The sequence below is a fragment of the Stenotrophomonas sp. S4 genome, from assembly GCF_054187805.2.
Window position 1 is genome coordinate 1,929,011 of the sequence record NZ_CM196188.1, and the last position, 23,799, is coordinate 1,952,809.

Below are 23,799 nucleotides of genomic sequence, written 5' to 3' on the forward strand. Positions count from 1 at the left end.
CCATGGTGATTCTCCATCGATCTGTGAACTAGACTGCGCATGGATAATCATCTGTGAACTGGATTCATCGCCATGGCGCGACCCGACATCAACCGATCCGGCGAACTGGAAGTGTTCGTGCGGGTGATCGAGACCGGTGGCTTCTCCGCCGCCGCACGCACCCTGGACATGACGCCGTCAGCGGTGAGCAAGCTGGTGGCCCGGCTGGAGCAGCGGCTGGGTACGCGCCTGCTGCAACGCTCCACCCGCCAGTTGCAGCTGACCCCGGAAGGCTGCGCGTTCTACGAGCGCGGCCTGCGCGTGCTGGCCGACCTGGAGGAGGCCGAGCGCTGTGCCAGCGCCCATGCCGAGCCGCGTGGGCGGTTGCGGGTCAATTCCAACGTGCCATTCGGCCAGCATTTCCTGTTGCCGCTGCTGCCGGCGTTCCTCGAACGCAACCCGCAGGTAGGCGTGGACCTGACCCTCAACGACGAGGTGATCGACCTGCTTGAGCAGCGCACCGACGTGGCGGTGCGGGCCGGTCCCCTGAAGAGCTCCAGCCTGGTGGCGCGGCGGCTGGGTGCGACGCGGATGATGATCGTGGCTGCGCCCGCCTACGCGCTGCAGCACGGGCTGCCACGCACGGCTGAGGAGCTGCAGTCGCATAACCGGCTGGATATCGGCCATGCGCGGGCGATGCAGGGCTGGCCGCTGTTGCAGGACGGTCGCGAACGCATGCTGCTGCCCAGTGGCAATGCGCGCGCCAGCAACGGCGATGCACTGCGCCAGCTGGTGCTGGGTGGGCTGGGCATGGCGCGGCTGGCAGCGTTCCAGGTGCAGCAGGATATTGCCGCCGGGCGCTTGTTGCCGGTGCTGGAGGAAGCCAACCCCGGTGACCTTGAAGAGGTGCACGCCGTGTTCCTGGGGCAGGGCGGCTACCTGCCGCTGCGGGTGCGCGCCTTCCTCGATTTCCTGGTGGAAAAGGTCGATCTGACGCAGCCACGGGGGTAGTGCCGGCCGCTGGCCGGCAACCTCACGATCTTCGCCGACCCCCATCGGGTTGCCGGCCAGCGGCCGGCACTACCGCGCGGAAGCCGGCCCGCGTTACACCTGCAGCAGCTTGCGGGCGGCGGCGCGCGCTTCCTTGCTCACTTCCACGCCACCGAGCATGCGCGCCAGTTCTTCCTCGCGCGCCTTGCTGTCCAGCTTTTCCACTGCGCTCTGGGTCATGCCTTCCACCGGGGCCTTGCTGACCCGGTAATGGGCGTGGCCCTTGGAGGCGACCTGCGGCAGGTGGGTCACGCACAGCACCTGGCGCTTCTCGCCAAGGGCGCGCAGCTTCTGGCCAACAATGTCAGCCACTGCACCGCCGATGCCGGAGTCGACCTCGTCGAACACCATGGTCGGCACCGCATCCAGGTCCAGCGCAGCCACTTCAATGGCCAGCGAGATACGTGACAGTTCACCGCCCGAGGCCACCTTGCGCAGGGCGCGCGGCGGCTGGCCGGCGTTGGCCGCCACCAGGAACTCCACGCGTTCGGCACCCTGCGGGTCGGGCTTGCCGGCGTCCTGTGGCTCCAGCTCGATCAGGAACTGGCCACCGCCCATGCCGAGCTCGGCGATGATGCCGGTGGTGGTGGCCGACAGTTCGGCAGCGGCGCTGCGACGGCTGGCGGTCAGCACCTCGGCCTGTACGCGCCAGGCGGCGGCGGCCTTGTCGATCTCGCCGGCCAGGCGCTGCAAGCGTTCGTCGGCGCCGCGCAGCTGTTCCACTTCGGCATGCATGCGCTCGCGCTGCGCGCCCAGCTCGTCCATCGGCACGCGGTGCTTGCGGGCCAGGTCGTGAAGGCGGCCGAGGCGACGCTCGTTCTCCTCGAACTGCTCCGGGTCGGCGTCGAGGTCGTCATGCACGCGGTCCAGCAGCGACAGGGCTTCGTGCAGCTGGATCGAGGCGTTCTCGATCAGGCCGTCCACCTCGCCCAGGCGCGGGTCGTGTTCGATCAGGCGCGACAGTTCGTGGCGCACCTGCTGCAGCAGGTCCAGCGCGGAACTGCCGTCGTCGCCGTTGAGCTGGTTGCTGGCCGCCTGGCAGGCGCTCAGCAGGGCGCTGGCATGGGCCTGGCGGCGGTGGCTGGCACCGAGTGCGACGATCGACTCCGGTTCCAGGTCTTCGCGGTCCAGTTCGCGCAGCTGGTGTTCCAGGAAGCCGATCCGGTCACTGACGTCGCCCTGTTGCGACAGCGCCAGCGATTCATCGACCAGGGCCTGCCAGGCCGCAGCGGCGCGGCGCACCTGGCGGCGCTCGTCCTCGTTGCCGGCATAGGCGTCCAGCAGGGCCAGCTGTGATGGGCGTGCCAGCAGGGCCTGCTGCTCGTGCTGGCCATGGATCTCCACCAGCAGCGCGGCCAGGTCGCCCAGCTGTGCCAGGGTCACCGGGCGGCCATTGATCCACGCCCGCGAGCCGCCATCGGCGCGGATCACGCGGCGCAGCTGGCATTGTTCCTCGTCGTCCAGCTCGTTGTCGGCCAGCCACTGGCGCGCGGCCTGCAGCTGGTCCAGCGCGAACTCGGCCGAAAGCTCGGCACGCGCGGCGCCATGGCGGACCACGCCGCTGTCGGCGCGCAGGCCGGACAGGAAGCCCAGCGCGTCGACCATCAGCGACTTGCCGGCGCCGGTCTCGCCTGAAACCACGGTCATGCCTGGCCCGAACTCCAGTTCGGTGGCGCGGACGACGGCGAAATCCTTGATCGAAAGATGTCTGAGCATGGGTAAGGGGGTGTCAGCAGCCGCGCAACGCTAGCACGCGGGCGAGGGAGGTCCAATGACTTGCCAAGGTGATCCGCCGCCATTATCTAGTGTCCGTGTCTCACAGGTTGATTCCATGCACGGTTCTCCCGACCAGCTTGCCCCGCGTGCGCGCCATCTGCTGCGCACGCTGATCGCGCGTTACATCCAGGACGGTGAGCCGGTCGGCTCGCAGACGCTGGCGCGCGTGGCCGGCCTGGAGGTCAGCCCGGCCACCATCCGCAACATCCTCGGCGACCTGGAAGACCTGGGGCTGCTGGCCTCGCCACACACCTCGGCCGGGCGCATCCCGACCGCGCATGGTTACCGGGTGTTCGTCGACAGCCTGCTGCAGATGCAGCCGCCGGGCGAGGGTGAGCTGGCCCGGTTGCGGCAGGAGCTGGCCGGCGGCGGCAGCACCCAGGCCCTGCTCGGCAGCGCCTCGGAGCTGCTGTCGGCGATGAGCCACTTCGTCGGCGTGGTCAGCGCGCCGCGGCGCGAGCAGTTCGCCTTCCGCCAGATCGATTTCGTGGCGCTGGATGGGCGCCGGGTGCTGGCGATCCTGGTGTTCGCCGACAACGAGGTGCAGAACCGCGTCATCGAGACCCGCCAGGAGTTCGCGCCGGGCCAGTTGGAGCAGGTCGCCAACTACCTCAATGCGCACTTCGCCGGCCTGCCGATGGCCGAGATCCGCACCCGCCTGCTGCTGGAGCTGCGCGATGCCCGCTCCGAGCTGGAGCAGCTGCTGGCGCACAGCATCGAGCTGGCCGAGCAGGCCCTGCAGCCGGCGGCCGACGACATGCTGGTGGCCGGCCAGACCCGCCTGATGGGGGTGCAGGACCTGTCCGACCTGGAGCGCCTGCGCGAGCTGTTCGAGCTGTTCTCCAGCAAGCGCGAGATCCTGCAGCTGCTGGAGCGCACCATCCAGGCCCCGGGGGTGCGCATCTTCATTGGCGAAGAGACCGGGATGATGCCGTTGCAGGGGGTCTCGCTGGTCACCGCCCCCTATACCGCCAATGGCCAGGTGCTGGGCGTGCTGGGCGTGATCGGCCCCAAGCGGATGGCCTACGACCGCATGATCCCGCTGGTCCAGGCCACCGCCGATGTGCTTGGCGCGGCCTTTTCGCCGGCCGGGCGCACTCCCGGAACATCCGACGCTTGAAACGCAGCATCCCGCCCACACTAGGGTGGGTGGAGGCGGAGACTGACCGCCAGGGACCCAGACATGAACCACGAACATCCAGATATCGAATCCCAGCAGACTGCCGCCGATGCGGCCGCCGCCGCCGGCGTCAACGACGAAGTGGAGCGCCTGCGCGCCGAAGTCGAGCAGATCAAGGCCGATGCGCTGCGTGAGCGCGCCGACCTCGAGAACCAGCGCAAGCGCGTTGCCCGTGACATCGAGCAGGCCCGCAAGTTCGCCAACGAGAAGCTGCTGGGCGAGCTGCTGCCGGTATTCGACAGCCTGGATGCCGGCCTGAAGGCTGCCGGCGATGACCCGCATCCGCTGCGGGAGGGCCTGGAGTTGACCTACAAGCAGCTGCTGAAGGTTGCCGCCGACAATGGCCTGGTCCTGCTGGACCCGACCGGCCAGCCGTTCAACCCGGAGCACCACCAGGCGATCAGCCAGGTGCCGGCGCCGGGTGCCGCTCCCGGCACCGTGGTGACCGTGTTCCAGAAGGGCTACCTGCTCAACGAGCGCCTGCTGCGGCCGGCGCTGGTGGTGGTGGCCGCCGACTGATCGATCGGGCCGGGCGATGCCCGGTCCCGATCGTGCCGGGCCATGCCCGGCAAGGTTTTCCAGGCGCTGAACACAGCGTTCGGGAGATGGCTTGAATGTTCCACAAGCCTCCCCCACATCGTATTCATCCACCGGCCGAACGGCCGGACTGACCCCAACAAGCATCCTCAGGAGTCTCCCCCATGGGCAAGATCATTGGTATCGACCTCGGCACCACCAACTCGTGCGTGGCGATCATGGACGGCGGCAAGGCCCGCGTCATCGAGAATTCGGAAGGCGATCGCACCACCCCGTCGATCGTCGCCTACACCAAGGACGGCGAAGTCCTGGTGGGCGCCTCGGCCAAGCGCCAGGCCGTCACCAACCCGAAGAACACCTTCTACGCGGTGAAGCGCCTGATCGGCCGCAAGTTCACCGATGCCGAAGTGCAGAAGGACATCGCCCACGTCCCGTACGGCATCCTGGCCCATGACAATGGCGACGCCTGGGTGTCGACCAGCGATGGCAAGAAGATGGCCCCGCAGGAAATCTCGGCCAAGGTGCTGGAAAAGATGAAGAAGACCGCCGAGGACTTCCTCGGTGAGAAGGTCACCGAAGCGGTCATCACCGTGCCGGCCTACTTCAACGACAGCCAGCGCCAGGCGACCAAGGACGCCGGCCGCATTGCCGGCCTGGACGTCAAGCGCATCATCAACGAGCCGACCGCGGCCGCGCTGGCCTATGGCCTGGACAAGGGCGACAACAAGGATCGCAAGATCGTGGTGTACGACCTCGGCGGCGGCACCTTCGACGTCTCGGTGATCGAGATCGCCAACGTCGACGGCGAGAAGCAGTTCGAAGTGCTGGCCACCAACGGCGACACCTTCCTGGGCGGCGAAGACTTCGACAACCGCGTCATCGAGTACCTGGTTGAAGAGTTCAACAAGGACCAGGGCATCGACCTGCGCAAGGATCCGCTGGCCCTGCAGCGCCTGAAGGATGCTGCCGAGCGCGCCAAGATCGAGCTGTCCAGCGCCCAGCAGACCGAAGTGAACCTGCCGTACGTCACCGCTGACGCCTCGGGCCCGAAGCACCTGAACATCAAGCTGACCCGCGCCAAGCTGGAAGCACTGGTGGAAGACCTGATCAAGAAGTCGATCGAGCCGTGCCGCGTCGCCCTGAACGATGCCGGCCTGCGTTCGAGCGACATCAGCGAAGTGATCCTGGTCGGTGGCCAGACCCGCATGCCGAAGGTGCAGCAGGCGGTGACCGAGTTCTTCGGCAAGGAACCGCGCAAGGACGTCAACCCGGACGAAGCCGTGGCACTGGGTGCTGCGATCCAGGGCGGCGTGCTGGGCGGCGACGTCAAGGACGTGCTGCTGCTGGACGTGACCCCGCTGTCGCTGGGCATCGAGACCATGGGTGGCGTGTTCACCAAGATCATCGAGAAGAACACCACCATCCCGACCAAGGCCTCGCAGGTGTTCTCCACCGCCGAGGACAACCAGTCGGCCGTGACCGTGCACGTGCTGCAGGGTGAGCGCGAACAGGCCCGCTTCAACAAGTCGCTGGCCAAGTTCGACCTGTCCGGCATCGAGCCGGCCCCGCGCGGCCTGCCGCAGGTTGAAGTGTCCTTCGACATCGACGCCAACGGCATCCTGCACGTGTCGGCCAAGGACAAGAAGACCAACAAGGAACAGAAGGTCGAGATCAAGGCCGGTTCGGGCCTGTCCGAGGAAGAGATCGCGCGCATGGTCGCCGACGCGGAAGCCAACCGCGAAGAAGACAAGAAGTTCCAGGAGCTGGTGCAGGCCCGCAACCAGGCCGACGCCCTGATCCACGGCACCCGCAGTGCCATCACCGAGCACGGCAGCAAGGTCGGCGGCGAAGTGATCGGCAAGGTCGAGGCGGCCCTGGCCGACCTGGAAACCGCGATGAAGGGTGACGACAAGGCGCAGATCGAAGCCAAGTCGAAGGTGCTGGAGGAAGCTGGCCAGTCGCTGTTCGCCGCTGCTTCGGCCGACCAGGGCGGTGCCCCGGGTGCCGACGCCGGCAACGCCGGCAAGGCGCAGGACGACGTGGTCGACGCCGAGTTCACCGAAGTCAAGGACGACAAGAAGTCCTGATCCGGACCGACACGGGACGCTGGCCATCAGCGTCCCGTTGTCGCATCAGGGTCCTGACCGCCCACCGGCGTGTCGGGGCGCCCGACGCAAGAGCGGACCTGGTTCCGCTCTTCCGCTTTGACGAATCCCGACTTTCCGGAACCCGATTCACGATATGAGCAAGCGCGATTACTACGAAGTGCTGGGCGTTGCCCGCACCGCCACCGACGACGAGCTGAAGAAGGCCTACCGTCGCTGCGCGATGAAGTTCCACCCTGACCGCAACCCGGGTGATGCGGCGGCCGAAGCCTCCTTCAAGGAGTGCAAGGAAGCCTACGAAGTGCTGTCCGACGGCAACAAGCGCCGCATGTACGACAGCCACGGCCACGCCGCGTTCGAGCACGGCATGGGCGGCGGTGGTCCGGGCGGCCCGGACATGAACGATATCTTCGGCGATATCTTCGGCAACATCTTTGGCGGTGGCGGCGGTGGTCCGCGCCAGGCCCGTCGCGGTGCCGACATCGGCTACGTGATGGAGCTGGACCTGGAAGAGGCCGTGCGCGGCGTCGAGCGCCGCATCGAGATCCCGACCCTGGCCGAGTGCGGCGACTGCGATGGCAGTGGCTCCGAAGATGGCAAGGTCGAGACCTGCAACGTCTGCCATGGCCGTGGGCAGGTGCGCATCCAGCGCGGCATCTTCGCCATGCAGCAGGCCTGCCACAACTGCGGTGGCCGTGGCCAGATCATCGCCAAGCCCTGCAAGACCTGCCACGGCAACGGCCGTGTCGAGGAAGACAAGGTGCTGTCGGTGAAGGTGCCGGCGGGCGTCGATACGGGCGACCGTATCCGCCTGCAGGGCGAAGGCGAGGCCGGTCCGGCCGGTACGCCGCCGGGTGACCTGTACGTGGAAGTGCGCGTGCGCGAGCATGCGATCTTCCAGCGCGATGGCGACGACCTGCACTGCGAGGTGCCGATCCGCATCTCGCAGGCGGCGCTGGGTGACACCGTACGCGTGGCGACCCTCGGCGGCGAAGCGGAAATCCGCATCCCGGCCGAGACCCAGACCGGCAAGCTGTTCCGCCTGCGTGGCAAGGGCGTACGTTCGGTGCGCAGCCGCAGCGAGGGCGACCTGTACTGCCGCGTGGTGGTGGAGACCCCGGTCAACCTCACCAACGAACAGCGCAAGCTGCTGGAACAGTTCGAAGCCACCTTCGTCGGCGAGGAAGCGCGCAAGCATTCGCCGAAGTCGGCCACCTTCATGGATGGCGTTAAGGGCTTCTGGGACCGGATGACGTCCTGAGTTTTTCGACGGAAGCGATGAACGATAGCGCCGGGCCATGCCCGGCGTTGTCGTTTGTGGTGCAGTAGATCCACGCCATGCGTGGATGCCGTTCAAGGGATCATCGGAAAAATGCCGCCGGCGTCTGCCCCAGCTGCCGCTTGAACATGCTGGTGAACGCGCTCGGGCTGTCGTAGCCCATCGCCAGCGCCACATCGATGACCTTGTCGCCGACCGCCAGTCGCTCCAGGGCGGCCAGAAGCCGCGCCTGCTGCCGCCACTGCCCGAAGGTCATGCCCAGTTCGCTGGCGAAATGGCGCTGGATGGTCTTCACGTCCACCTGCAGCGCCTGCGCCCAGTCCTGCAGCGTGGCATCGTCGCCAGGATGCTTCTGGATGTGCTGGCAGATCCGCTGCAGGCGCGGGTCGGTGGGCGAGGGCAGGTGCAGCGGCAGCACGTCCATGCGGTGCAGTTCGTCCAGCAGCAGGCGCACCACGCGGCCGTCGCGGCTGTCGTCCACGTGCGCGGACTCGATCAGGCTGGCGGCCAGCAGCAGTTCGCGCAGCAGCGGCGCCACCTGCACTGCGAACGCCCCATCCGGCAGTTGCGGTGCAAAGTCCGGTTCCACGTAAAGGCTGCGCATGTGCACTTCGGCGATGCAGTCCACCGCATGCGCCATGCCGGCCGGAACCCAGATCGCGCGGGTGGAGGGCACGACCCAGCGGCCGCCGTCCGCGCGCACCACCATCAGACCGGACATGGCGAAGACCAGTTGGTGACGGCGATGCCGGTGGGGCGCGATGTGGGTGCCGGGCGGGTAGTGGCGGGCGCGGCTGGTCACCGGGCGATGTACCGGCACCTCGTTCCACGGCGCGGTCTCGCGGATCGGGCAGGGAGTGTCCTTTTTGCGATATGCCATGACCCGAACGCGGCAGAAGGGAGTGGGGCTCCACCGTAGCATGCGTGGCTCGCCCCCAACCTGACTGTGTCCATGTCGACCCTGGCTTCTCCCGCAACGACCTCACGCCCGGTGGCTCCCGGCGTGCTGGCCGCCATCTCCACCTCGCATATCGTCAACGACATGATGCAGTCGCTGATCCTGGCCATCTATCCGGTGATCAAGGGCGGCTTCAACCTCAGCTTCACCCAGATCGGCCTGATCACGCTGACCTACCAGCTCACCGCCTCGATCTTCCAGCCGTTGATCGGCATGGCCACCGACCGTCGCCCGGCACCCTATTCGCTGCCGATCGGCATGGCCTCGACCCTGTGCGGCATGCTGCTGCTCGGCTTCGCGCCGAACTATGCGGTGGTGCTGATGGCTGCGGCAATGGTCGGCATCGGTTCGGCCATCTTCCATCCCGAGGCCTCGCGCATTGCGCGGCTGGCTTCGGGCGGCCGTCACGGCTTCGCGCAGTCGGTGTTCCAGGTCGGCGGCAATTTCGGTACGGCGTTGGGCCCGCTGATTGCAGCGGCGGTGATCGTGCCGTATGGCCAGCATGCCGCATCGTGGTTTGCCGGCGCCGCCCTGATCGGCATCGCTCTACTGACCTATGTCGGCCGCTGGTACGCGTTGCATCTGGGCACGCCACGACCGGTCAGCACGGCTGCGATGGTGCCGCGGCATCCGCCGCGCACCGTGGCCAAGGTGCTGGCGATCCTGCTGGTGCTGATCTTCAGCAAATACTTCTACATGGCCAGCATCGGCAGCTACTTCACCTTCTACCTGATCCACCATTTCGGCATTCCGGTGGCACAGGCCCAGCTGCACCTTTTCGCGTTCCTGGTGGCGTCCGCCGCTGGCGGCTTCCTCGGCGGCCCGCTGGGTGACCGCATCGGCCGCAAGCCGATCATCTGGACCTCGATCCTCGGCGTGGCCCCGTTCGCGCTGATGCTGCCGCATGCGGACCTGCTGTGGACCACGGTGCTGGCGGTGCTGATCGGCTTCGTGCTGTCCTCGGCGTTCTCGGCGATCGTGGTGTATGCACAGGAAATGATGCCGCACCGCATCGGCATGGTGTCGGGCCTGTTCTTCGGCTTCGCGTTCGGCATGGGCGGGCTGGGTGCGGCCGTGCTGGGCCTGCTGGCGGACAAGACCAGCATCGAGTACGTCTATCAGCTGACCGCGTTCCTGCCGCTGCTGGGCATCGTGGCGGCGTGGCTGCCGCCGTCGCGGCCTGCTGTTCACTGAGGAGTTTGGGTTTGCAGGGCTTGCAGCCCTGCACCTGCCGAAGCCAAGGCAACGGCAAAAGCTGGCTATCCGTGGGTTGGCGGGGTGGGTCCGGTTGAGGGGGACGCTGCAAGTACGTCCATGTAAGCTCGGTCGCCGCATCCATGCGGCTCACGCCCCCTCAACCGCACCCACCCCGCCTTCGACAGTTTTCCGTGATCTGTCGGAACAGCTCTTGGGGGTCAGATCCGTTTTCCGAAGGAAAACGGATCTGACCCCATTTTTGTCTATCGATATCTGAAAGATGTGTCGACCAAGGTCGACACCTACCAACAGACATCCGGAGTCTGTCAGAGGTGGGGCGGTGTGGGGGGGCAGGACCGTTGGCGCCATGGATGGCGCCATCGAGCCCCATGGATGGGTTTACGGCGTGTCCTGCCCACCCACACCGTCCCGCCAACTCACGGAATGCCGCTTTGGCTTTTGACGTTGACGTTGACGTTGATTCTGCAGGTGCAGGGCTGCAAGCCCTGCCGAAAACCCCCTTGGGCGTAGAATGCGGGCATGAGCGAATCTCTCGATAACCACCTCGTCCACGGCCGCCGCCAGCGGCCCGACGGCCCGTCGCCGATCGATGTCATCTCGGTCCAGTCGCAACTTGTCTACGGCCACGCCGGCAACAGCGCCGCCGTGCCGCCGATGCGTGCACTCGGCGTGCGCGTCGCCGAAATCCCGACCGTGTTGCTGAGCAATGCGCCGTTCTACGACACCACCCGCGGCCGCGTGCTGCCCGCCGACTGGTTCGCCGACCTGCTGCTCGGCGCCCGCGAACGCGGCCTGCCGCAGCGGGCGAAGATGCTTGTCTCCGGTTACTTCGGAAGCACCGCCAACGGTGCCGCCTTCGCCGACTGGTTGGATGAGATCCTGCCGGCCTGCCCGCAACTGCGCTACTGCCTGGATCCGGTGATCGGTGACACCCATACCGGCCCCTACGTGGAACCGGGCCTGGAAGCGATCTTCGCCGAGCGACTGCTGCCGCATGCCTGGCTGGTGACGCCGAACGCCTTCGAACTGAATCGCCTGACTGGCATGCCGGCACTGGCCGAGGCCGATGCCATCGCCGCCGCGCGCACGCTGCTGGACCGTGGCCCGCATTGGGTGATCGCGCACAGCGTGGGCGGCAACCCGGGTGAACTGGTGACCCTGGCGGTCGGTCGCGAGGAAACCTGGCGCTGGACCTCACCGCTGCTGCCGGTGGATGTGGCCGGCACCGGTGACGTGCTGATGTCGCTGGTGGTGTCGTTCCTGCTGCGCGGTGAGTCGATGCAGCAGGCGATTTCGCGTGCCATCGCTGGCACCCATGCGGCGCTGGAGGCGACCCTGGACAACGGTTTCGAGGAGTTCGACGTGATCGCTGCTGCGCCGGCGGCGCTGGCCGAAGGAACGCGCTTCCGCGCTGAACGCGTGGCATGAGCGGCCTGGATCCACGCACGCCGCGCACGGTCGGCATCATCGGCAGCGCCGGTGCCTATGGGCGCTGGCTGACCCGCTTCTTCCAGCAGCACCTGCAGCTGCAGGTGATCGGACATGATCCGGCGGACCCGGACTCGCACACGCCGGAACAGCTGCTGGCGCAGGCCGATGTACTGGTGTTCTCGGCACCGATCCGGCACACGCCGGCATTGATCGCCGAGTACGTGCGGAAGTCGGCGGGCCGCGAGCAGGGCAGGCTATGGCTGGATGTGACCTCGGTAAAGGAGGCACCGGTGCAGGCGATGCTGGCCTCGCAGGCCGAAGTGGTCGGCCTGCACCCGATGACCGCGCCACCGAAGGCGCCGACGCTGAAGGGCAGGGTGATGGTGGTCTGCGAAGCGCGCCTGCAGCACTGGCAGCCGTGGGTCGATACGCTGTGCACGGCGCTGCAGGCCGAGTGCGTGCGCGCCACGCCGCAGCACCACGACCAGATGATGGCGCTGGTGCAGGCGATGGTGCATGCCACCCACCTGGCGCAGGCAGGCGTGCTGCGCCAGTACCAGCCGCAGCTGGGCGATCTGGCCGCGATGATGCCGTACCGTTCGGCGTCGTTCGAGCTGGACACGGCGATCATCTCGCGCATCCTGTCGCTGAATCCGGCGATCTACGAAGACATCCAGTTCGGCAACCCGTACGTGGCACCGATGCTGGAGCGGCTGGTGGGGCAGCTGCAGGCCCTGCAGGTGCAGGTCGGGCAGGGCGACAACCGCGCGCGGGCTGCATTCCGTCAGCAGCTGCTGTCGGCCAATCGCAGTGCCTTCGGCGAGCAGGCGCTGGCGGATGGCAACTACACGTTCGAACGCGTGGGGTACCTGCTGGCCGACCTGACCGAGCGCAACGCGCTGTCGGTACACCTGCCGGAGGACCGGCCTGGCTCGCTGCGCGAGCTGCTGAACGTGTTCGAGCAGCATGGCATCAGCCTGGCTTCGATCCATTCCTCACGCACGCCCGGCGGTGAAGTGCACTTCCGCATCGGATTCGTGGCCGGCAGCGACCCGGCGGCGATCACCCGGGCGGCCGCCGACGTGGACGCCAGCGGCATCGGGCGGGTGCTGGGCTGAATTCATCCACAGGCGGTGTGGATGGTTTCTGAGCAAACGTGTGGATAACCCAGCGCAGCCCTTGTCAGGCAAGGCTGTCAAGATGCTTGGCGAAAAATTGATCACGCCTTTTTGTAGCGTCGAGCCGTGCTCGACTGGTTTTCGCAGCCGCGCCCGTCAGGCGCAACGGTAAACCCAGTGCCCACCAAGGTGGGCACCCACCAGGCAGGGTGGCAGCGCTAGATCATCAACCGCAGTTCGCCGCCGCTGGTAGTGAATTCGCGGCCATTGCGTACCAGATGACGCCCGTCATCCAGCTCGTAACGCGGCGTGGCTTCAGAGTGATGCCCGGTGCCATTCGCCTCGGGCTTGAACTCGATGATGATGTGGCTTTCGCCATTGCTGTCGACTGCAGGGAACTGACGGAATGACATCACGTACCTCCTTCAGCGGATGCTGCTGATGCGAGGCCAGCTTGGTCCGGCCGATGTTAGCCGGCCGTCATCAATCGATGAACTGCAGTCGTGCCAGTTCAGCGTACAGTCCGCCTTCGGCCAGAAGCTGGGCATGGGTGCCTTCGGCGACGATACGGCCCTGGTCCATCACCACGATGCGGTCGGCCTTGAGCACGGTGGCCAGGCGGTGGGCGATGACCAGCGTGGTGCGGCCAGCCATCAGACGCTCAAGCGCCTGCTGCACACCATGCTCGCTCTGCGCATCCAGCGCGCTGGTGGCTTCATCGAGCAGCAGGATCGGCGCATCCTTCAGCAGTGCGCGGGCAATCGCCACGCGCTGCTGCTGGCCACCGGACAGGCGCGCACCGCGTTCGCCCAGCTCACTGTCGTAGCCCTGCGGCAACGCGCGCAGGAAGCCATCAGCCTCGGCCGCACGCGCGGCAGCTTCGACCTCGGCGTCACTGGCCTGCAGGCGGCCGTAGCGGATGTTGTCGCGCGCACTGGCCGCGAACAGCGTCGGCTGTTGCGGCACCAGCGCCAGCTGCGCGCGCAGCTCGGCCGGATCGACCTGGCGCACGTCGATGCCATCGACGCAGATGTGGCCGCTGGCCGGATCGTGGAAGCGCAGCAGCATCGACAGCACCGTGCTCTTGCCCGCGCCCGACGGGCCGACCAGCGCCACGGTCTCGCCCGGGCGCACATGCAGGTTGAAGTGGTCCAGCGCGGCATGGTCCGGACGTTGCGGGTAGTGGAACACCACGTCGTCAAACTGGATTTCGCCGCGCAATGGTTGCGGCAGAACGTGGGGCTGCGCTGGCGCGCGGATCTCGATGTCTTCCTGCAGCAGCTCGCCAATGCGGCCCATGCCACCGGCTGCACGCTGCAGTTCGTTCCACACTTCGGCCAGCGCACCCACCGAGCCGCCGCCGATCAGCGCGTACAGCACGAACTGGCCCAGCGTGCCAGCACTGAGGCGTCCGTCGATGACATCGTGCGCGCCCAGCCACAGCACGCCAACGATGGCGCCAAACACCAGCAGGATGGCGCTGGCGGTGACCAGTGACTGCGCACCGATGCGGCGGCGCGCGGCACTGATCGCATCGCCCAGTGCCTTGTCGAAGCGCCCGCGCTCATAGGGCTCGCGTGCATGCGCCTGCACCGTGCGTACGGCGCCCAGCGTCTCGCTGGCCAGGCTGTTGGCATCGGCGATGCGGTCCTGGCTGCTGCGTGCAACCGTGCGCAGCTTGCGCGCACCGATGATGATCGGCAGCACCGCCAGCGGAATGCCGAGCAGCGACCATGCCGCCAGCCGCGGGCTGGTGACGAACAGCATGGCCAGGCTGCCGACCACGGTGACGCTGCTGCGCAGGGCGACCGACATGGTCGAGCCGACCACGCTGCGCAGCAGTTCGCTGTCAGCGGTCAGGCGGGAGACCAGTTCGCCGCTGCGGCTGCGGTCATGGAATCCGGCACCGAGCTGGATCAGGTGTGCATACAGGCGGCTGCGCAGGTCGGCGACGACCTTTTCGCCCAGCAGCGACACGAAGAAGAACCGTGCGGCCGTGGCCAGTGCCAGCACCACCGCCACCAGCATCAGCAGGGCGAAGGCGCGGTTGATCTGGCCCCCGCTGGTGAAGCCGTGGTCGATCATCTGCTTCACGGCGGGGGGCAGGCTCAGCGTGGCGGCCGAAGACACCGCCAGCGCCAGCAGCCAGGCGGTGAACAGCCCGCTGTGGCGGCGCACGAACGGCCACAACGTCCGCAGGCTGCCGAGGCGGCGCAGCGGTGGGGTCGAGGCGGGGGCGTCGTCCTTGTCAGTCATCCTGGTCGTCGTCTTGTATGCGGATACGGTCACGGGTGGCGTCGCGCAGGCGGATTTTCAATGCATCGACCTGATCGGCCGGCAATTCGACCCGCAGACACACGCCGTTGGCATCGAACTGTTCATCGCGCTTTTCGGCGCCGAAGGTGGGCAGGGTGGCGTGCAGGGTGCCCAGATCCTCGAAGCCGGCCAGCAGCTGCAGCCGGGCCATCGCCACCAGCGGCACGCGCGGGGCGGTACGCAGGCACTCGGCGGCAGCGCCGCCGTAGGCACGCACCAGGCCACCGGCGCCGAGCTTGATACCGCCGAACCAGCGCGTGACCACCACCATCACCCGGTCGAAGCCCTGGCCGTCGATCGCAGCCAGGATCGGCCGCCCAGCGGTGCCGGCGGGCTCGCCATCATCGCTGGAGCGGTAGTCCTGGCCGTGCCGGTAGGCCCAGCAGTTGTGGGTCGCGTCGGCTACGGCCACCTGCTGCAGGAACGCCAATGCTGCCGCGGCGCCATCGATCGGCGCGGCATGGGCAATGAAGCGGCTGTGTTTGACTTCCAGCGTGTGGCTGACCGGCTGGGCGAGGGTATCGGGCATTCCCGCCATTCTACGGGTTTGCCGGAGGTCACTGTCCGCTTCAGTCGTCCAGCAGCGGGCGCAGGTCGCGCGGCAGGCGCGCTTCCGGATACTGCTGCACGTAGCGCTCCAGGCTGGCGCGGGCCAGGTCGCGCTGGCCGTCGTCGCGCCGCGCGCGGATCTTCTGCAGCCACTGCCGTCGCGGCAGCTGTGCATCCGCGTCCACTTCGGCCTGCACGGCATCCGCACTGAGCCCCGCGTCGGCGCCGCGGCGCATGACGCCGGGTGCGGAGCGGCTCGGGGCCTGGCGCTTCATCGAGGTGATCTCTACCCGATCCAGCGCCTGCGCCCGTTCGGCATCGGCAGCGTTGGCTACTGGCGCCTCGGCAGTGCGTGCTTTCAGCGCCCCTGCCGGGGCTGGCGCCAATGCCGGTGCAGGTACCGAGTAAGCGGCGGGTGCGGGTGGCGCGGGCGGTGCTGCTGCCGGCGCTGCGGCCGGAGCGGGCGGGAGCGCGGCAAAGGACGTATCGGTGGCCGCATCCGCCGCCATCGAACGAGCAGCCTGGGCAGGTGCTTCAGCGGTTTCGGCCGGCGCAGGCTTGGGTGCGCGCGCGGCGGACGGTGCCGGAGGGGCGGCAACAGGGGCTGCCTGCGGTACTGCGGGTTCGGCCGCGGTTTCCGAAGCGGCAACCGCGCTGTCAGCTGCACTGCTCTCAGCGACCTGATTGGCGGCCGCGACGTCTGCCGCAGCCGGTACCGCAGCAACAGCGGCCTCGCCTGCCGGAACCGGTGGCGGTTCCGGGCGCAGCTGCCAGGCAATGCCGATGGCGAACACCATCGAGGCGGCGATGCCGAACACCGCCGGCCAACGCGGACGTGTGCGCTGCGTGCGTGGCGCGTCCGGCGAGGCGACGGCCTCGGCAGCCGGTGCGTCCACGGCAGCGCGCGCCGCGGCCAGGATGGTGGCGTCCAGTGCAGCCGGTGGGGCCTGTTCGACGCGGCGGCCGAGCAGGCGCGCCAGCTCGCGTTCTTCCGGCGTCAGCGGTTCGTCTCGGTTCATGCGTTCAGTCCCGCACGCAGCTTGTCCATCGCATAGCGCAGCCGCGATTTCACGGTTTCCCGGCCTACGCCGGTGATCTGGCCGATCTCCTCCAGGCTCAGTTCCTGATCCAGCCGCAACTGCAGCACTTCGCGCTGCTCGGGCGGCAGTTGCTCCATCGCCAGCTGGATGCGGCGACGTTGTTCGAATTCGGAAAGCTCGGCTTCCGGGGTCTGCCCGTCCTCGATCGCGGCCAGGCGCAGGTCGGCGTCGGCCGGTGCGGCGGGACGATGGCGGGCGGCCCGCCAGTGGTCGTTCAGGCGGTTGTGGGCGATGCGGAACAGCCAGGTGCTGAATGCAGCTTCAGGCTGCCATCCCGCGCGGGCGCTGATCACCCGTTGCCAGACATCCTGGAAGATCTCCTCGGCCAGCGCGTTGTCGCGCAGTTGCCGCAGCAGGAAGCCGAACAGGCGCTTGCGATGGCGCGCATACAGGCTTTCGAACGCGCGCAGGTCGCCACCGGCCCAGGCCAGCATCAAGGCTTCATCGGTTGGCAGTGCGCTGGCTTCCACGGCATACAGGGTAAGGCCTGCAGGCGGTGGCGCATAGCCGGTGACGGGGGCGGGCAGGGCGAGGTTCATGGCGTGGAAGCGGCTACGGACAGCAGGAAAAACGCACGGGCGCACGATTCGGGGTTTACGGGCTTCCATTGCCCCCCGGGTGGCGCGCTATGCTCGGCGACTCAGGGGAGGCGACGCACAGACGGCGCCAAGAGATTGTCATTTGTCCACGCACGTTGAACCGGCGGAAGAGCCACCACACGAGGCCGTGCTGAGCACGGCGCTGGTGCGCGCATTGCATGCGCTGCTGCCGGAATCCGCCGTGGTCCGCGTTGGCTGGGACGACCCGCAGCTGGGCCGCGGCCAGGGCGGCTGGCCGGCTGTCGCGGTGGCCGGCGCATTCACGGCGCCGGGCGCCGGCGACGGTTGCCATGGCTGGGAATACGACGGTGCCCGCCTGCAGTTGTCGGTGGAAGGTGCCGTGCCTTCCGCGGCGTGGTGGGGGCTGGCCCGGCAGGCCATGGAGCTGGCGCTGCAGCGCGGTCGCCAGGCCGGGCAGATCAAGGCGCTGGAAGAGGCTGAGCGGCTGCAGCAGGCGCTGTTCCAGATCGCCGATCTGGCCGGCGCCGACCTGGAGATGTCGGAGATGCTGCGCCACGTGCACGGCGTGCTTGGCACGCTGATGTACGCGGAAAACTGTTACATCGTCGAATACGACGATGTCCGCGACCAGATCCGCTTCCTGTACTTCGCCGACCAGGTCGACGACTTCGTCGCCGATCCGTCGCAGAGCCATGATGCCGGCGAGATGCCGCGCAGCCTGACCGTGGCGTTGCTGCGCCACGGCAAGCCGCTCAGTGGCCCCTCGCGCGAGCTGCTGGCGCGCGTGGTCGAGCAGGAGCACGACCCGCAGCGTGGCCCTGAAAGTCTGGACTGGCTGGGCGTGCCGATGCTGCGCGATGGCCGGGTCTGCGGTGCCATCGTGGTGCAGAGCTATGAGCTGGCGGCCCGCTATGGCGAGGCCGAGCGGGCGCTGCTGGGCTTTGTCGCGCAGCATGTGCAGACCGCGATGGACCGACGCCAGGCGCAGGTCCGGCTGGAACAACAGGTGGAGCGGCGCACGCTGGAGCTGCAGCGCGCCAATCACAGCCTGCAGGATGAAGTGGCCGAGCGCCGCCGCGCCGAGCAGCTGCAGACCGCGCTGTACAACATCGCCGAGATGGCGATGTCGGCTGACAGCCTGGCCCAGTTCTACGGGCAGGTACATGGCGTGGTCGGGCGCCTGCTTGACGCGCGCAATTTCTATATCGCGCTGGTGAACGGGGCCGGCAACGGCCTGGACTTCGTCTATTCGGTGGACGAGCACAACGCCAGCCGTGCGCCACGCCCGTTCAGCCGTGGCCTGACCGAGTATGTCGTGCGCAACCGGCGCCCGTTGCTGGCTTCGCGGCAACAGATCGACGCACTGCTGGCCAGCGGCGAAGTACGCGAATCGGGCGCACGGTCGCATTGCTGGCTGGGCGTGCCGTTGCTGCGTGACGACGAGGTGGTCGGCGCGATCGTGGTGCAGAGCTACAGCGAGAACAGCACGTTCAGCGTGCACGATCAGCGCCTGCTGACCTTCGTTGCACAGAACATCGGAACCGGGCTGGCGCGCCAGCGCGACCAGACGCAGCTGCGTTCGGCGCATGCCGAGCTGGAAAAGCGCGTGGAGGAACGCACCCGCGAGCTGGCCGAGGTCAACGAAAAACTGCTCGGGCAGATCGGCGAGCGCCTGCGTGCCGAGCAGCGCCTGACCCATCAGGCCATGCACGATGCGCTGACCGGACTGCCCAACCGTCTGCACCTGCTCGATCGCCTTCAGGATGCGCTGGCGTTGGCCAAACGGGAGGGTGGGCCGGTATTCGCCGTGCTGTTCCTCGATCTGGACCGCTTCAAGCTGGTCAACGACAGCATCGGCCACGCCGCCGGTGATCGCATGCTGGTGGAGGTCGCCAAGCGCATCGTATCGATGGCCGGCACCGAGGACGTGGTGGCGCGCCTGGGCGGCGATGAGTTCGCGGTGCTGCTGCAGTGTCCGCAGGGATTGGCACAGGCGCTGGATTTCGGCCAGCGGCTGTTGCTGGCACTGCAGGAATCGATGTGGATCGCCGGACGCGAGCTGTTCCCGTCCGGCAGCCTGGGCATCGCCTTGTGGAACCCGCGCTACCGCACCGGTGAGGAGCTGCTGCGTGACGCCGACGCGGCGATGTACCGGGCCAAGGCGCAGGGCCATGACCGCTGCGCGATCTTCGACGAGGACATGCGCGAGCAGGCCATGCGCAGCCTCGATCTGGAAGCCGACCTGCGCCGTGCGATCAACAACCGCGACTTCGTCCCGTTCTACCAGCCGATCGTGCGCCTGTCCGACGGCGAGGTGGTGGGGCATGAGGCCTTGCTGCGCTGGCAGCACGAGCGCCGTGGCCTGCTGCTGCCCGGGGCGTTCCTGGAGCTGGGCGAGGAAAGCGGCCTGATCGAACAGGTCGACTGGCTGATCTACGAACAGGTCATCGCGGGACTGGCCGAAGGCGGCCACAGCTATGTCTCGGTGAACGTATCGCCACGCCATTTCCGTTCGGCCGAGTTCAGCGGCCGCCTGTTCGGCCTGCTTGATGCATGCGGCGCCGATCCGCGCCGGCTGCGCCTGGAGATTACCGAGGTGGCGCTGCTGGACGATGGCCCGCACACGCTGCGCATCCTGCAGGGCCTGCGCGAGCGTGGCATCCAGGTACAGCTGGACGATTTCGGTACCGGCTTCTCGGCGCTGTCCTACCTGCACCGGTTCCCGATCAGCACGTTGAAGATCGACCAGAGCTTCATCGCCGGCCTGCATGGGCCGGAAGTGCAGAGCACGCGCGCGCTGGTCGAAGGCGTGCTGTCACTGGCCCGCACCCTGGGCATTGAAACCATCGGCGAAGGCATCGAGACCGAGGCGCAGCGGCAGACGCTGCGCGAGCTCGGTTGCGACTACGGCCAGGGCTACCTGCTGGGCCGCCCGGCACCGTGGGAGCGCGCGGTGGCCTGAGCCACCGCGCCGGGGCGCCTCAGCGCAGGGCGGAGCGACGCTTCTCGTCGATCCACTTCGAGGCCTGGGCCGGCTGGTAGTTCTGCATCCATTCCAGCATTTCCTCGATGTCCGAGCCGTACCACAGGTCCTGGCGCTGGTCCGGATGCAGGAAGCGCTCTTCCACCATCCGATCGATCATGCCGATCAGCGGGGCGTAGAAGCCTTCCACATCAAGGAAGGCACACGGCTTGTTGCCGATGCCCAGCTGGCGCCAGGTCAGCATCTCGAAGATCTCTTCCATGGTGCCGAAGCCGCCGGGCAGGGCGACGAAGCCATCGGCGAGGTCGAACATGCGCGACTTGCGCTCATGCATCGAACCGACGATCTCCAGTTCGGTCAGGCCGCGGTGGGCCACTTCCCAGTCGGCCAGCTGGCGCGGGATCACGCCGGTCACCTCGCCGCCGGCGGCGAGCACGGCATTGGCCACGGTTCCCATCAGGCCGACGTTGCCACCGCCGTACACCAGGCGCAGGCCGTCACGGGCGATGCGATCACCCAGGGCAATGGCGCGTTCGGTGTAGGCCGGCTTGCTGCCAGCGTTGGAACCACAGTAGACGCAGATCGACTTCATGGGGGGTCTTGTCTCTTGGTGCGGAAACGAAAACGCCCCGCCGGCAACCGGGTCAGCGGTTGCGGGCGGGGTGCGGGTGGATTATCGCTCCTTCTGTAGCGCCGAAGCGAAGCGGGCGCTTACGCCGCCACAGCCTGCTCGCGGCGCGGACCTTCACGCAGGGCACGGCCCACCATGCCCACCAGCAGGTCCAGCTCGTCGCTGTCCATGCCGAAGTGCGGGGTGAAGCGCAGCGAGTTCTCGCCGCCATGGATCACGTTGATGCCGTGCTGGCGCAGCCATTCCTCGGTGGAATTGGCGCCGTAACACTTGAACTGCGGGGCCAGCTCGCAGGAGAACAGCAGGCCGGTGCCCTGCACCTTGGTGATCAGGCCGCCCAGCTCGCTCTTGAGCTGTTCCAGCTTGCGCACGGCCTCGGCACCGCGTTCGGCGATGTTGGCGCGCACCTGCGGGGTCAGCTGCGCCAGGGTGGCGCAGGCCACGTCCAGCGCACGCGGGTTGCTGGTCATGGTGTTGCCGTAGATGCCCTTGCGGTACAGCTGCGCGGCATGCTCGGTCACCGCCAGCACCGACAGCGGGTACTGCGCGGCGTTGAGCGCCTTGGAGTAGGTCTCCATGTCCGGCGGATCCAGGCCTTCGAAGCCCGGGTAATCGACCACCGACAGCACGCCATGCGCGCGCAGGCCAGCCTGGATCGAGTCCAGCAGCAGCAGGCTGCCGTGCGCACGGGTCAGCTCACGGGCCACGGCATAGAACGACGGCGGCACCGAGCGGCCCGGGTCGCCTTCGCCCATTACCGGTTCCAGGAACACCGCCTCGATGAACCACTGGTTGCGTGCGGCATCCTCGAACACCTTGCGCAGGCCGGCTTCGTCATACGGCGCCACGGTGATCACCGAATCCTCGCCACGGTAGCTGGCCAGGTGCTGCATGTAGCTCTTGCGGCTGGAATCGGAATACAGGGCAGGGCGGTCGGTACGGCCATGGAAGCTGCCCTTGACCACCACGCGCTTGATCGTGGCGCCGGCGTGGCGCGCGCCCGGGTCGGTCTGCAGCTTGGCGTTGACGTCGGCGATGCGGGCGGCCAGGCCAACCGCCTCGGAGCCGGAATTCAGGCACATGAAGCGCGCGAACGGGCAGCCGCCACGGCGGTGGCCGATCTCGGCGCGCAGGGCGGTGATGAAGCGCTGCTGCGACAGGCTGGGGGTCATGATGTTGGCCATCACCTGCGGGCGGGCCATCGCCTCCAGCACGGCGTCCGGGGTGTGCCCGAAGCCGAGCATGCCGTAGCCACCGGCGTCGTACAGCACAGCGCCCTTCAGGGTGACCACCCAGGGGCCGCGCGCGGCCAGCGCCACGTACGGAGTCACTGCATCATCGGCATAGAAATTGACGAAGCCGTCCTGCATCGCGTCGATCTGCGCCTGTTCGTCCTGCGCCAGCAGCGGCCCCAGGTCGGCCTGCACGCGCGCGAATTCCTCGGTGGCGGCGTCCACCGCGGCGATCAGCTGCGGGTGGTTGGCGGACAGGGCGGTCAGGGTGGCATCGTCCAGGCCGGAGGTGAGGCGGGTGCCGGGCTGGGTGCGCAGGGGGGCGAGGCGTTCGATGAAGCTCATTGCAGATCTCCTGAAACGATGGGTCGCACGGGCCTTCAAAAGCAAAACGCGCGTCATCACGCGCGCTTGGGGGCAGGCTCGTGCAGCGGACTTCCGACTCGATGCTAGCACTTGTTTTTTTGCGCGATAACCCCGCAAAAACCTGCTGCATAGCAGCATTTTGCGCGACGTTCGCCGCGAAGCACGCCGGCTCGCAGACGCTGGACGTACAATGCGCGCCATTGTCGACCTGTTGCCGCCCACTGCCTTGAAGAAGTCCGATTTCAACTACGACCTGCCGGCTGAACTGATCGCGCAGGCGCCCCTGGCCGAACGTTCCGCAAGCCGCCTGCTGCTGGTGCCTCCCGCGCCCGATGCCTTCACCGATCTGCAGGTGCGTGACCTGCCGTCGCTGCTGCAGCCGGGCGATCTGCTGGTGTTCAACGACACCCGGGTGATCCCGGCGCGCCTGTTCGGGCAGAAGGCCAGTGGCGGCCGCGTCGAGATCCTGATCGAGCGCCTGCTCGGCGCCCAGCAGGCACGCGCGCAGGTCGGCGCCAGCAAGTCGCCGAAGGCCGGCAGCCGCATTGCGCTGGATGCCGGTGGTGAAGCCGAGGTGCTGGGTCGTGACGGCGAGTTCTACGTGCTGCAGTTCCATGTGCCCGAGTCGCTGGAGCAGTGGTTGCTGCACGCCGGCCGCCTGCCGCTGCCGCCCTATATCCAGCGCGAGCCGGGCGTGGACGACCGCGAGCGCTACCAGACCGTGTTCGCGCGTGAAGTGGGCGCGGTGGCTGCGCCGACCGCCGGCCTGCATTTCGACGAGCCGTTGCTGGCCGCGCTGAAGGAAAAGGGCGTGGACTTCGGCCACGTCACCCTGCACGTGGGGGCGGGCACCTTCCAGCCGGTGCGTGCCGATGACCTGAAGGACCACGTGATGCACCGCGAGTGGCTGAACGTCGGTGCCGAACTGGTGCAGCAGGTGCGGCGCACGCGCGCCGCCGGCGGCCGGGTGATCGGCGTCGGCACCACCGTGGTGCGCGCGCTGGAAAGCGCGATGCGCGATGGCGAGCTGCTGCCGTTCGCGGGTGAAACGCAGATCTTCATCACCCCGGGCTACCGCATCCGCAGCGTGGACGCGATGGTGACCAACTTCCACCTGCCGGAAAGCACCCTGCTGATGATGATCTCCGCGTTTGCCGGCAAGGAGCGCGTGTTCGAGGCTTACCAGCACGCGATCGAACAGCGCTACCGCTTCTTCAGCTACGGCGACGCGATGCTGCTGTTCCCGCAGGCGGAGTAGGGCGCCTGCATCCGGTTGTGGTGGGTGCGCACCGTTCTGGCTTGGTGGGTGCGCACCGTTGGTGCGCACTTGCCGGAACCTGGGTGGCAGGAAAGCCACGCATGGCGTGGCTCTACTGCCGGTCCGTTCAGGCCTGAATGGGCGGTCGCCCCGGTTTTGGGAGACAATAGACG

At 67.7% G+C, this 23,799-nt stretch carries 19 protein-coding genes; 10 read left to right on the forward strand and 9 right to left on the reverse strand.

Translation table 11 applies throughout. From position 1 onward, the window contains the following. Positions 1-72 precede the first annotated feature (72 nt). Positions 73-990 carry a LysR family transcriptional regulator gene (locus tag ACUZUJ_RS09110; RefSeq protein WP_458220460.1) on the forward strand — a complete coding sequence of 306 codons (918 nt, stop codon included), beginning with the start codon at positions 73-75 and terminating at the stop codon, positions 988-990. Positions 991-1,083: 93 nt separating this feature from the next. On the opposite strand, the gene recN is transcribed toward ACUZUJ_RS09110, so the two are convergent. Continuing rightward, the gene (recN, locus tag ACUZUJ_RS09115) at positions 1,084-2,745 is read right to left on the reverse strand and encodes a DNA repair protein RecN (protein ID WP_101765294.1); all 1,662 of its coding nucleotides are present in this window, start codon (positions 2,743-2,745) and stop codon (positions 1,084-1,086) included. Positions 2,746-2,860: 115 nt separating this feature from the next. Here recN and hrcA point away from each other — a divergent pair, with 115 nt between their 5' ends. The 4 genes from hrcA to dnaJ all read left to right on the forward strand — a co-directional run bounded on the left by hrcA (position 2,861) and on the right by dnaJ (position 7,888). Next, positions 2,861-3,925, forward strand: coding sequence for a heat-inducible transcriptional repressor HrcA (hrcA, locus tag ACUZUJ_RS09120; protein WP_008266321.1), 1,065 nt, complete (start codon positions 2,861-2,863; stop codon positions 3,923-3,925). A gap of 63 nt (positions 3,926-3,988) precedes the next feature. After that, positions 3,989-4,504: a nucleotide exchange factor GrpE gene (gene grpE, locus ACUZUJ_RS09125; RefSeq protein WP_014036851.1), complete on the forward strand. Its 516-nt coding sequence runs from the start codon at positions 3,989-3,991 to the stop codon at positions 4,502-4,504. Between the two features lie 182 nt (positions 4,505-4,686). Next, on the forward strand, positions 4,687-6,609 hold the full coding sequence (gene dnaK / locus ACUZUJ_RS09130) for a molecular chaperone DnaK (RefSeq protein ID WP_049446494.1): 1,923 nt from the start codon (positions 4,687-4,689) through the stop codon (positions 6,607-6,609). A 154-nt stretch (positions 6,610-6,763) separates the two neighbouring features. Then, positions 6,764-7,888, forward strand: coding sequence for a molecular chaperone DnaJ (gene dnaJ, locus ACUZUJ_RS09135; protein ID WP_014036853.1), 1,125 nt, complete (start codon positions 6,764-6,766; stop codon positions 7,886-7,888). Between the two features lie 100 nt (positions 7,889-7,988). Here dnaJ and ACUZUJ_RS09140 read toward each other — a convergent pair whose 3' ends face one another. Further along, positions 7,989-8,786 (reverse strand): AraC family transcriptional regulator, encoded by a 798-nt coding sequence (locus ACUZUJ_RS09140; protein ID WP_075674721.1) that lies wholly within the window; start codon positions 8,784-8,786, stop codon positions 7,989-7,991. 72 nt (positions 8,787-8,858) lie between these two features. On the opposite strand from ACUZUJ_RS09140, the gene ACUZUJ_RS09145 reads away from it, so the two are divergent. The 3 genes from ACUZUJ_RS09145 (at position 8,859) to ACUZUJ_RS09155 (ending at position 12,631) form a co-directional block, all read left to right on the forward strand. Further along, a complete protein-coding gene (locus tag ACUZUJ_RS09145) occupies positions 8,859-10,058 on the forward strand; it encodes an MFS transporter (protein WP_458220461.1) in 1,200 nt (399 codons plus the stop codon). Positions 10,059-10,601: 543 nt separating this feature from the next. Next, complete coding sequence (pdxY, locus tag ACUZUJ_RS09150) at positions 10,602-11,510, forward strand: pyridoxal kinase (protein WP_049442819.1); 909 nt, start codon at positions 10,602-10,604, stop codon at positions 11,508-11,510. Beyond that, a complete protein-coding gene (locus ACUZUJ_RS09155) occupies positions 11,507-12,631 on the forward strand; it encodes a prephenate dehydrogenase (protein ID WP_510468080.1) in 1,125 nt (374 codons plus the stop codon). Before pdxY ends, ACUZUJ_RS09155 begins: the two co-directional genes overlap by 4 nt. 218 nt (positions 12,632-12,849) lie before the next feature. Here the strand turns inward: ACUZUJ_RS09155 and ACUZUJ_RS09160 are convergent, their stop codons facing one another. From ACUZUJ_RS09160 to ACUZUJ_RS09180, 5 genes are all read right to left on the reverse strand, one after another. After that, positions 12,850-13,044, reverse strand: a complete 195-nt coding sequence (locus tag ACUZUJ_RS09160; protein WP_458220463.1) for a hypothetical protein — start codon at positions 13,042-13,044, stop codon at positions 12,850-12,852. Positions 13,045-13,114: 70 nt separating this feature from the next. Then, a complete protein-coding gene (locus tag ACUZUJ_RS09165) occupies positions 13,115-14,887 on the reverse strand; it encodes an ABC transporter transmembrane domain-containing protein (RefSeq protein WP_458220464.1) in 1,773 nt (590 codons plus the stop codon). Beyond that, positions 14,880-15,476: an IMPACT family protein gene (locus tag ACUZUJ_RS09170; RefSeq protein ID WP_101766394.1), complete on the reverse strand. Its 597-nt coding sequence runs from the start codon at positions 15,474-15,476 to the stop codon at positions 14,880-14,882. Before ACUZUJ_RS09170 ends, ACUZUJ_RS09165 begins: the two co-directional genes overlap by 8 nt. 40 nt (positions 15,477-15,516) lie before the next feature. Continuing rightward, entirely contained in the window at positions 15,517-16,515 is a 999-nt protein-coding gene (locus ACUZUJ_RS09175) for a hypothetical protein (protein WP_458220465.1), read from the reverse strand. Then, positions 16,512-17,030, reverse strand: coding sequence for an RNA polymerase sigma factor (locus tag ACUZUJ_RS09180; protein ID WP_229298213.1), 519 nt, complete (start codon positions 17,028-17,030; stop codon positions 16,512-16,514). Before ACUZUJ_RS09180 ends, ACUZUJ_RS09175 begins: the two co-directional genes overlap by 4 nt. A gap of 247 nt (positions 17,031-17,277) precedes the next feature. On the opposite strand from ACUZUJ_RS09180, the gene ACUZUJ_RS09185 reads away from it, so the two are divergent. Next, complete coding sequence (locus ACUZUJ_RS09185; RefSeq protein ID WP_458220466.1) at positions 17,278-20,118, forward strand: bifunctional diguanylate cyclase/phosphodiesterase; 2,841 nt, start codon at positions 17,278-17,280, stop codon at positions 20,116-20,118. Between the two features lie 19 nt (positions 20,119-20,137). On the opposite strand, the gene ACUZUJ_RS09190 is transcribed toward ACUZUJ_RS09185, so the two are convergent. Both ACUZUJ_RS09190 and ACUZUJ_RS09195 read right to left on the reverse strand, forming a co-directional pair. Further along, a complete protein-coding gene (locus ACUZUJ_RS09190; RefSeq protein WP_014036864.1) occupies positions 20,138-20,731 on the reverse strand; it encodes an LOG family protein in 594 nt (197 codons plus the stop codon). A gap of 119 nt (positions 20,732-20,850) precedes the next feature. After that, positions 20,851-22,347 carry an aminotransferase class III-fold pyridoxal phosphate-dependent enzyme gene (locus ACUZUJ_RS09195; RefSeq protein ID WP_458220467.1) on the reverse strand — a complete coding sequence of 499 codons (1,497 nt, stop codon included), beginning with the start codon at positions 22,345-22,347 and terminating at the stop codon, positions 20,851-20,853. A gap of 211 nt (positions 22,348-22,558) precedes the next feature. On the opposite strand from ACUZUJ_RS09195, the gene queA reads away from it, so the two are divergent. Beyond that, the gene (gene queA, locus ACUZUJ_RS09200) at positions 22,559-23,626 is read left to right on the forward strand and encodes a tRNA preQ1(34) S-adenosylmethionine ribosyltransferase-isomerase QueA (RefSeq protein ID WP_458220468.1); all 1,068 of its coding nucleotides are present in this window, start codon (positions 22,559-22,561) and stop codon (positions 23,624-23,626) included. Positions 23,627-23,799: the final 173 nt, after the last annotated feature.

Bases quoted from the DNA above. Each gene is read 5' to 3' on its own strand.
- ACUZUJ_RS09110 (WP_458220460.1), top strand. From the start codon at position 73: ATGGCGCGACCCGACATCAACCGATCCGGCGAACTGGAAGTGTTCGTG.
- ACUZUJ_RS09195 (WP_458220467.1), bottom strand. From the start codon at position 22,347: ATGAGCTTCATCGAACGCCTCGCCCCCCTGCGCACCCAGCCCGGCACC.
- ACUZUJ_RS09180 (WP_229298213.1), bottom strand. From the start codon at position 17,030: ATGCTGGCCTGGGCCGGTGGCGACCTGCGCGCGTTCGAAAGCCTGTAT.
- hrcA (WP_008266321.1), top strand. From the start codon at position 2,861: ATGCACGGTTCTCCCGACCAGCTTGCCCCGCGTGCGCGCCATCTGCTG.
- queA (WP_458220468.1), top strand. From the start codon at position 22,559: ATGCGCGCCATTGTCGACCTGTTGCCGCCCACTGCCTTGAAGAAGTCC.
- ACUZUJ_RS09145 (WP_458220461.1), top strand. From the start codon at position 8,859: ATGTCGACCCTGGCTTCTCCCGCAACGACCTCACGCCCGGTGGCTCCC.
- recN (WP_101765294.1), bottom strand. From the start codon at position 2,745: ATGCTCAGACATCTTTCGATCAAGGATTTCGCCGTCGTCCGCGCCACC.
- ACUZUJ_RS09175 (WP_458220465.1), bottom strand. From the start codon at position 16,515: ATGAACCGAGACGAACCGCTGACGCCGGAAGAACGCGAGCTGGCGCGC.
- pdxY (WP_049442819.1), top strand. From the start codon at position 10,602: ATGAGCGAATCTCTCGATAACCACCTCGTCCACGGCCGCCGCCAGCGG.
- ACUZUJ_RS09165 (WP_458220464.1), bottom strand. From the start codon at position 14,887: ATGACTGACAAGGACGACGCCCCCGCCTCGACCCCACCGCTGCGCCGC.
- ACUZUJ_RS09170 (WP_101766394.1), bottom strand. From the start codon at position 15,476: ATGCCCGATACCCTCGCCCAGCCGGTCAGCCACACGCTGGAAGTCAAA.
- ACUZUJ_RS09155 (WP_510468080.1), top strand. From the start codon at position 11,507: ATGAGCGGCCTGGATCCACGCACGCCGCGCACGGTCGGCATCATCGGC.
- dnaK (WP_049446494.1), top strand. From the start codon at position 4,687: ATGGGCAAGATCATTGGTATCGACCTCGGCACCACCAACTCGTGCGTG.
- ACUZUJ_RS09160 (WP_458220463.1), bottom strand. From the start codon at position 13,044: ATGTCATTCCGTCAGTTCCCTGCAGTCGACAGCAATGGCGAAAGCCAC.
- ACUZUJ_RS09190 (WP_014036864.1), bottom strand. From the start codon at position 20,731: ATGAAGTCGATCTGCGTCTACTGTGGTTCCAACGCTGGCAGCAAGCCG.
- dnaJ (WP_014036853.1), top strand. From the start codon at position 6,764: ATGAGCAAGCGCGATTACTACGAAGTGCTGGGCGTTGCCCGCACCGCC.
- grpE (WP_014036851.1), top strand. From the start codon at position 3,989: ATGAACCACGAACATCCAGATATCGAATCCCAGCAGACTGCCGCCGAT.
- ACUZUJ_RS09140 (WP_075674721.1), bottom strand. From the start codon at position 8,786: ATGGCATATCGCAAAAAGGACACTCCCTGCCCGATCCGCGAGACCGCG.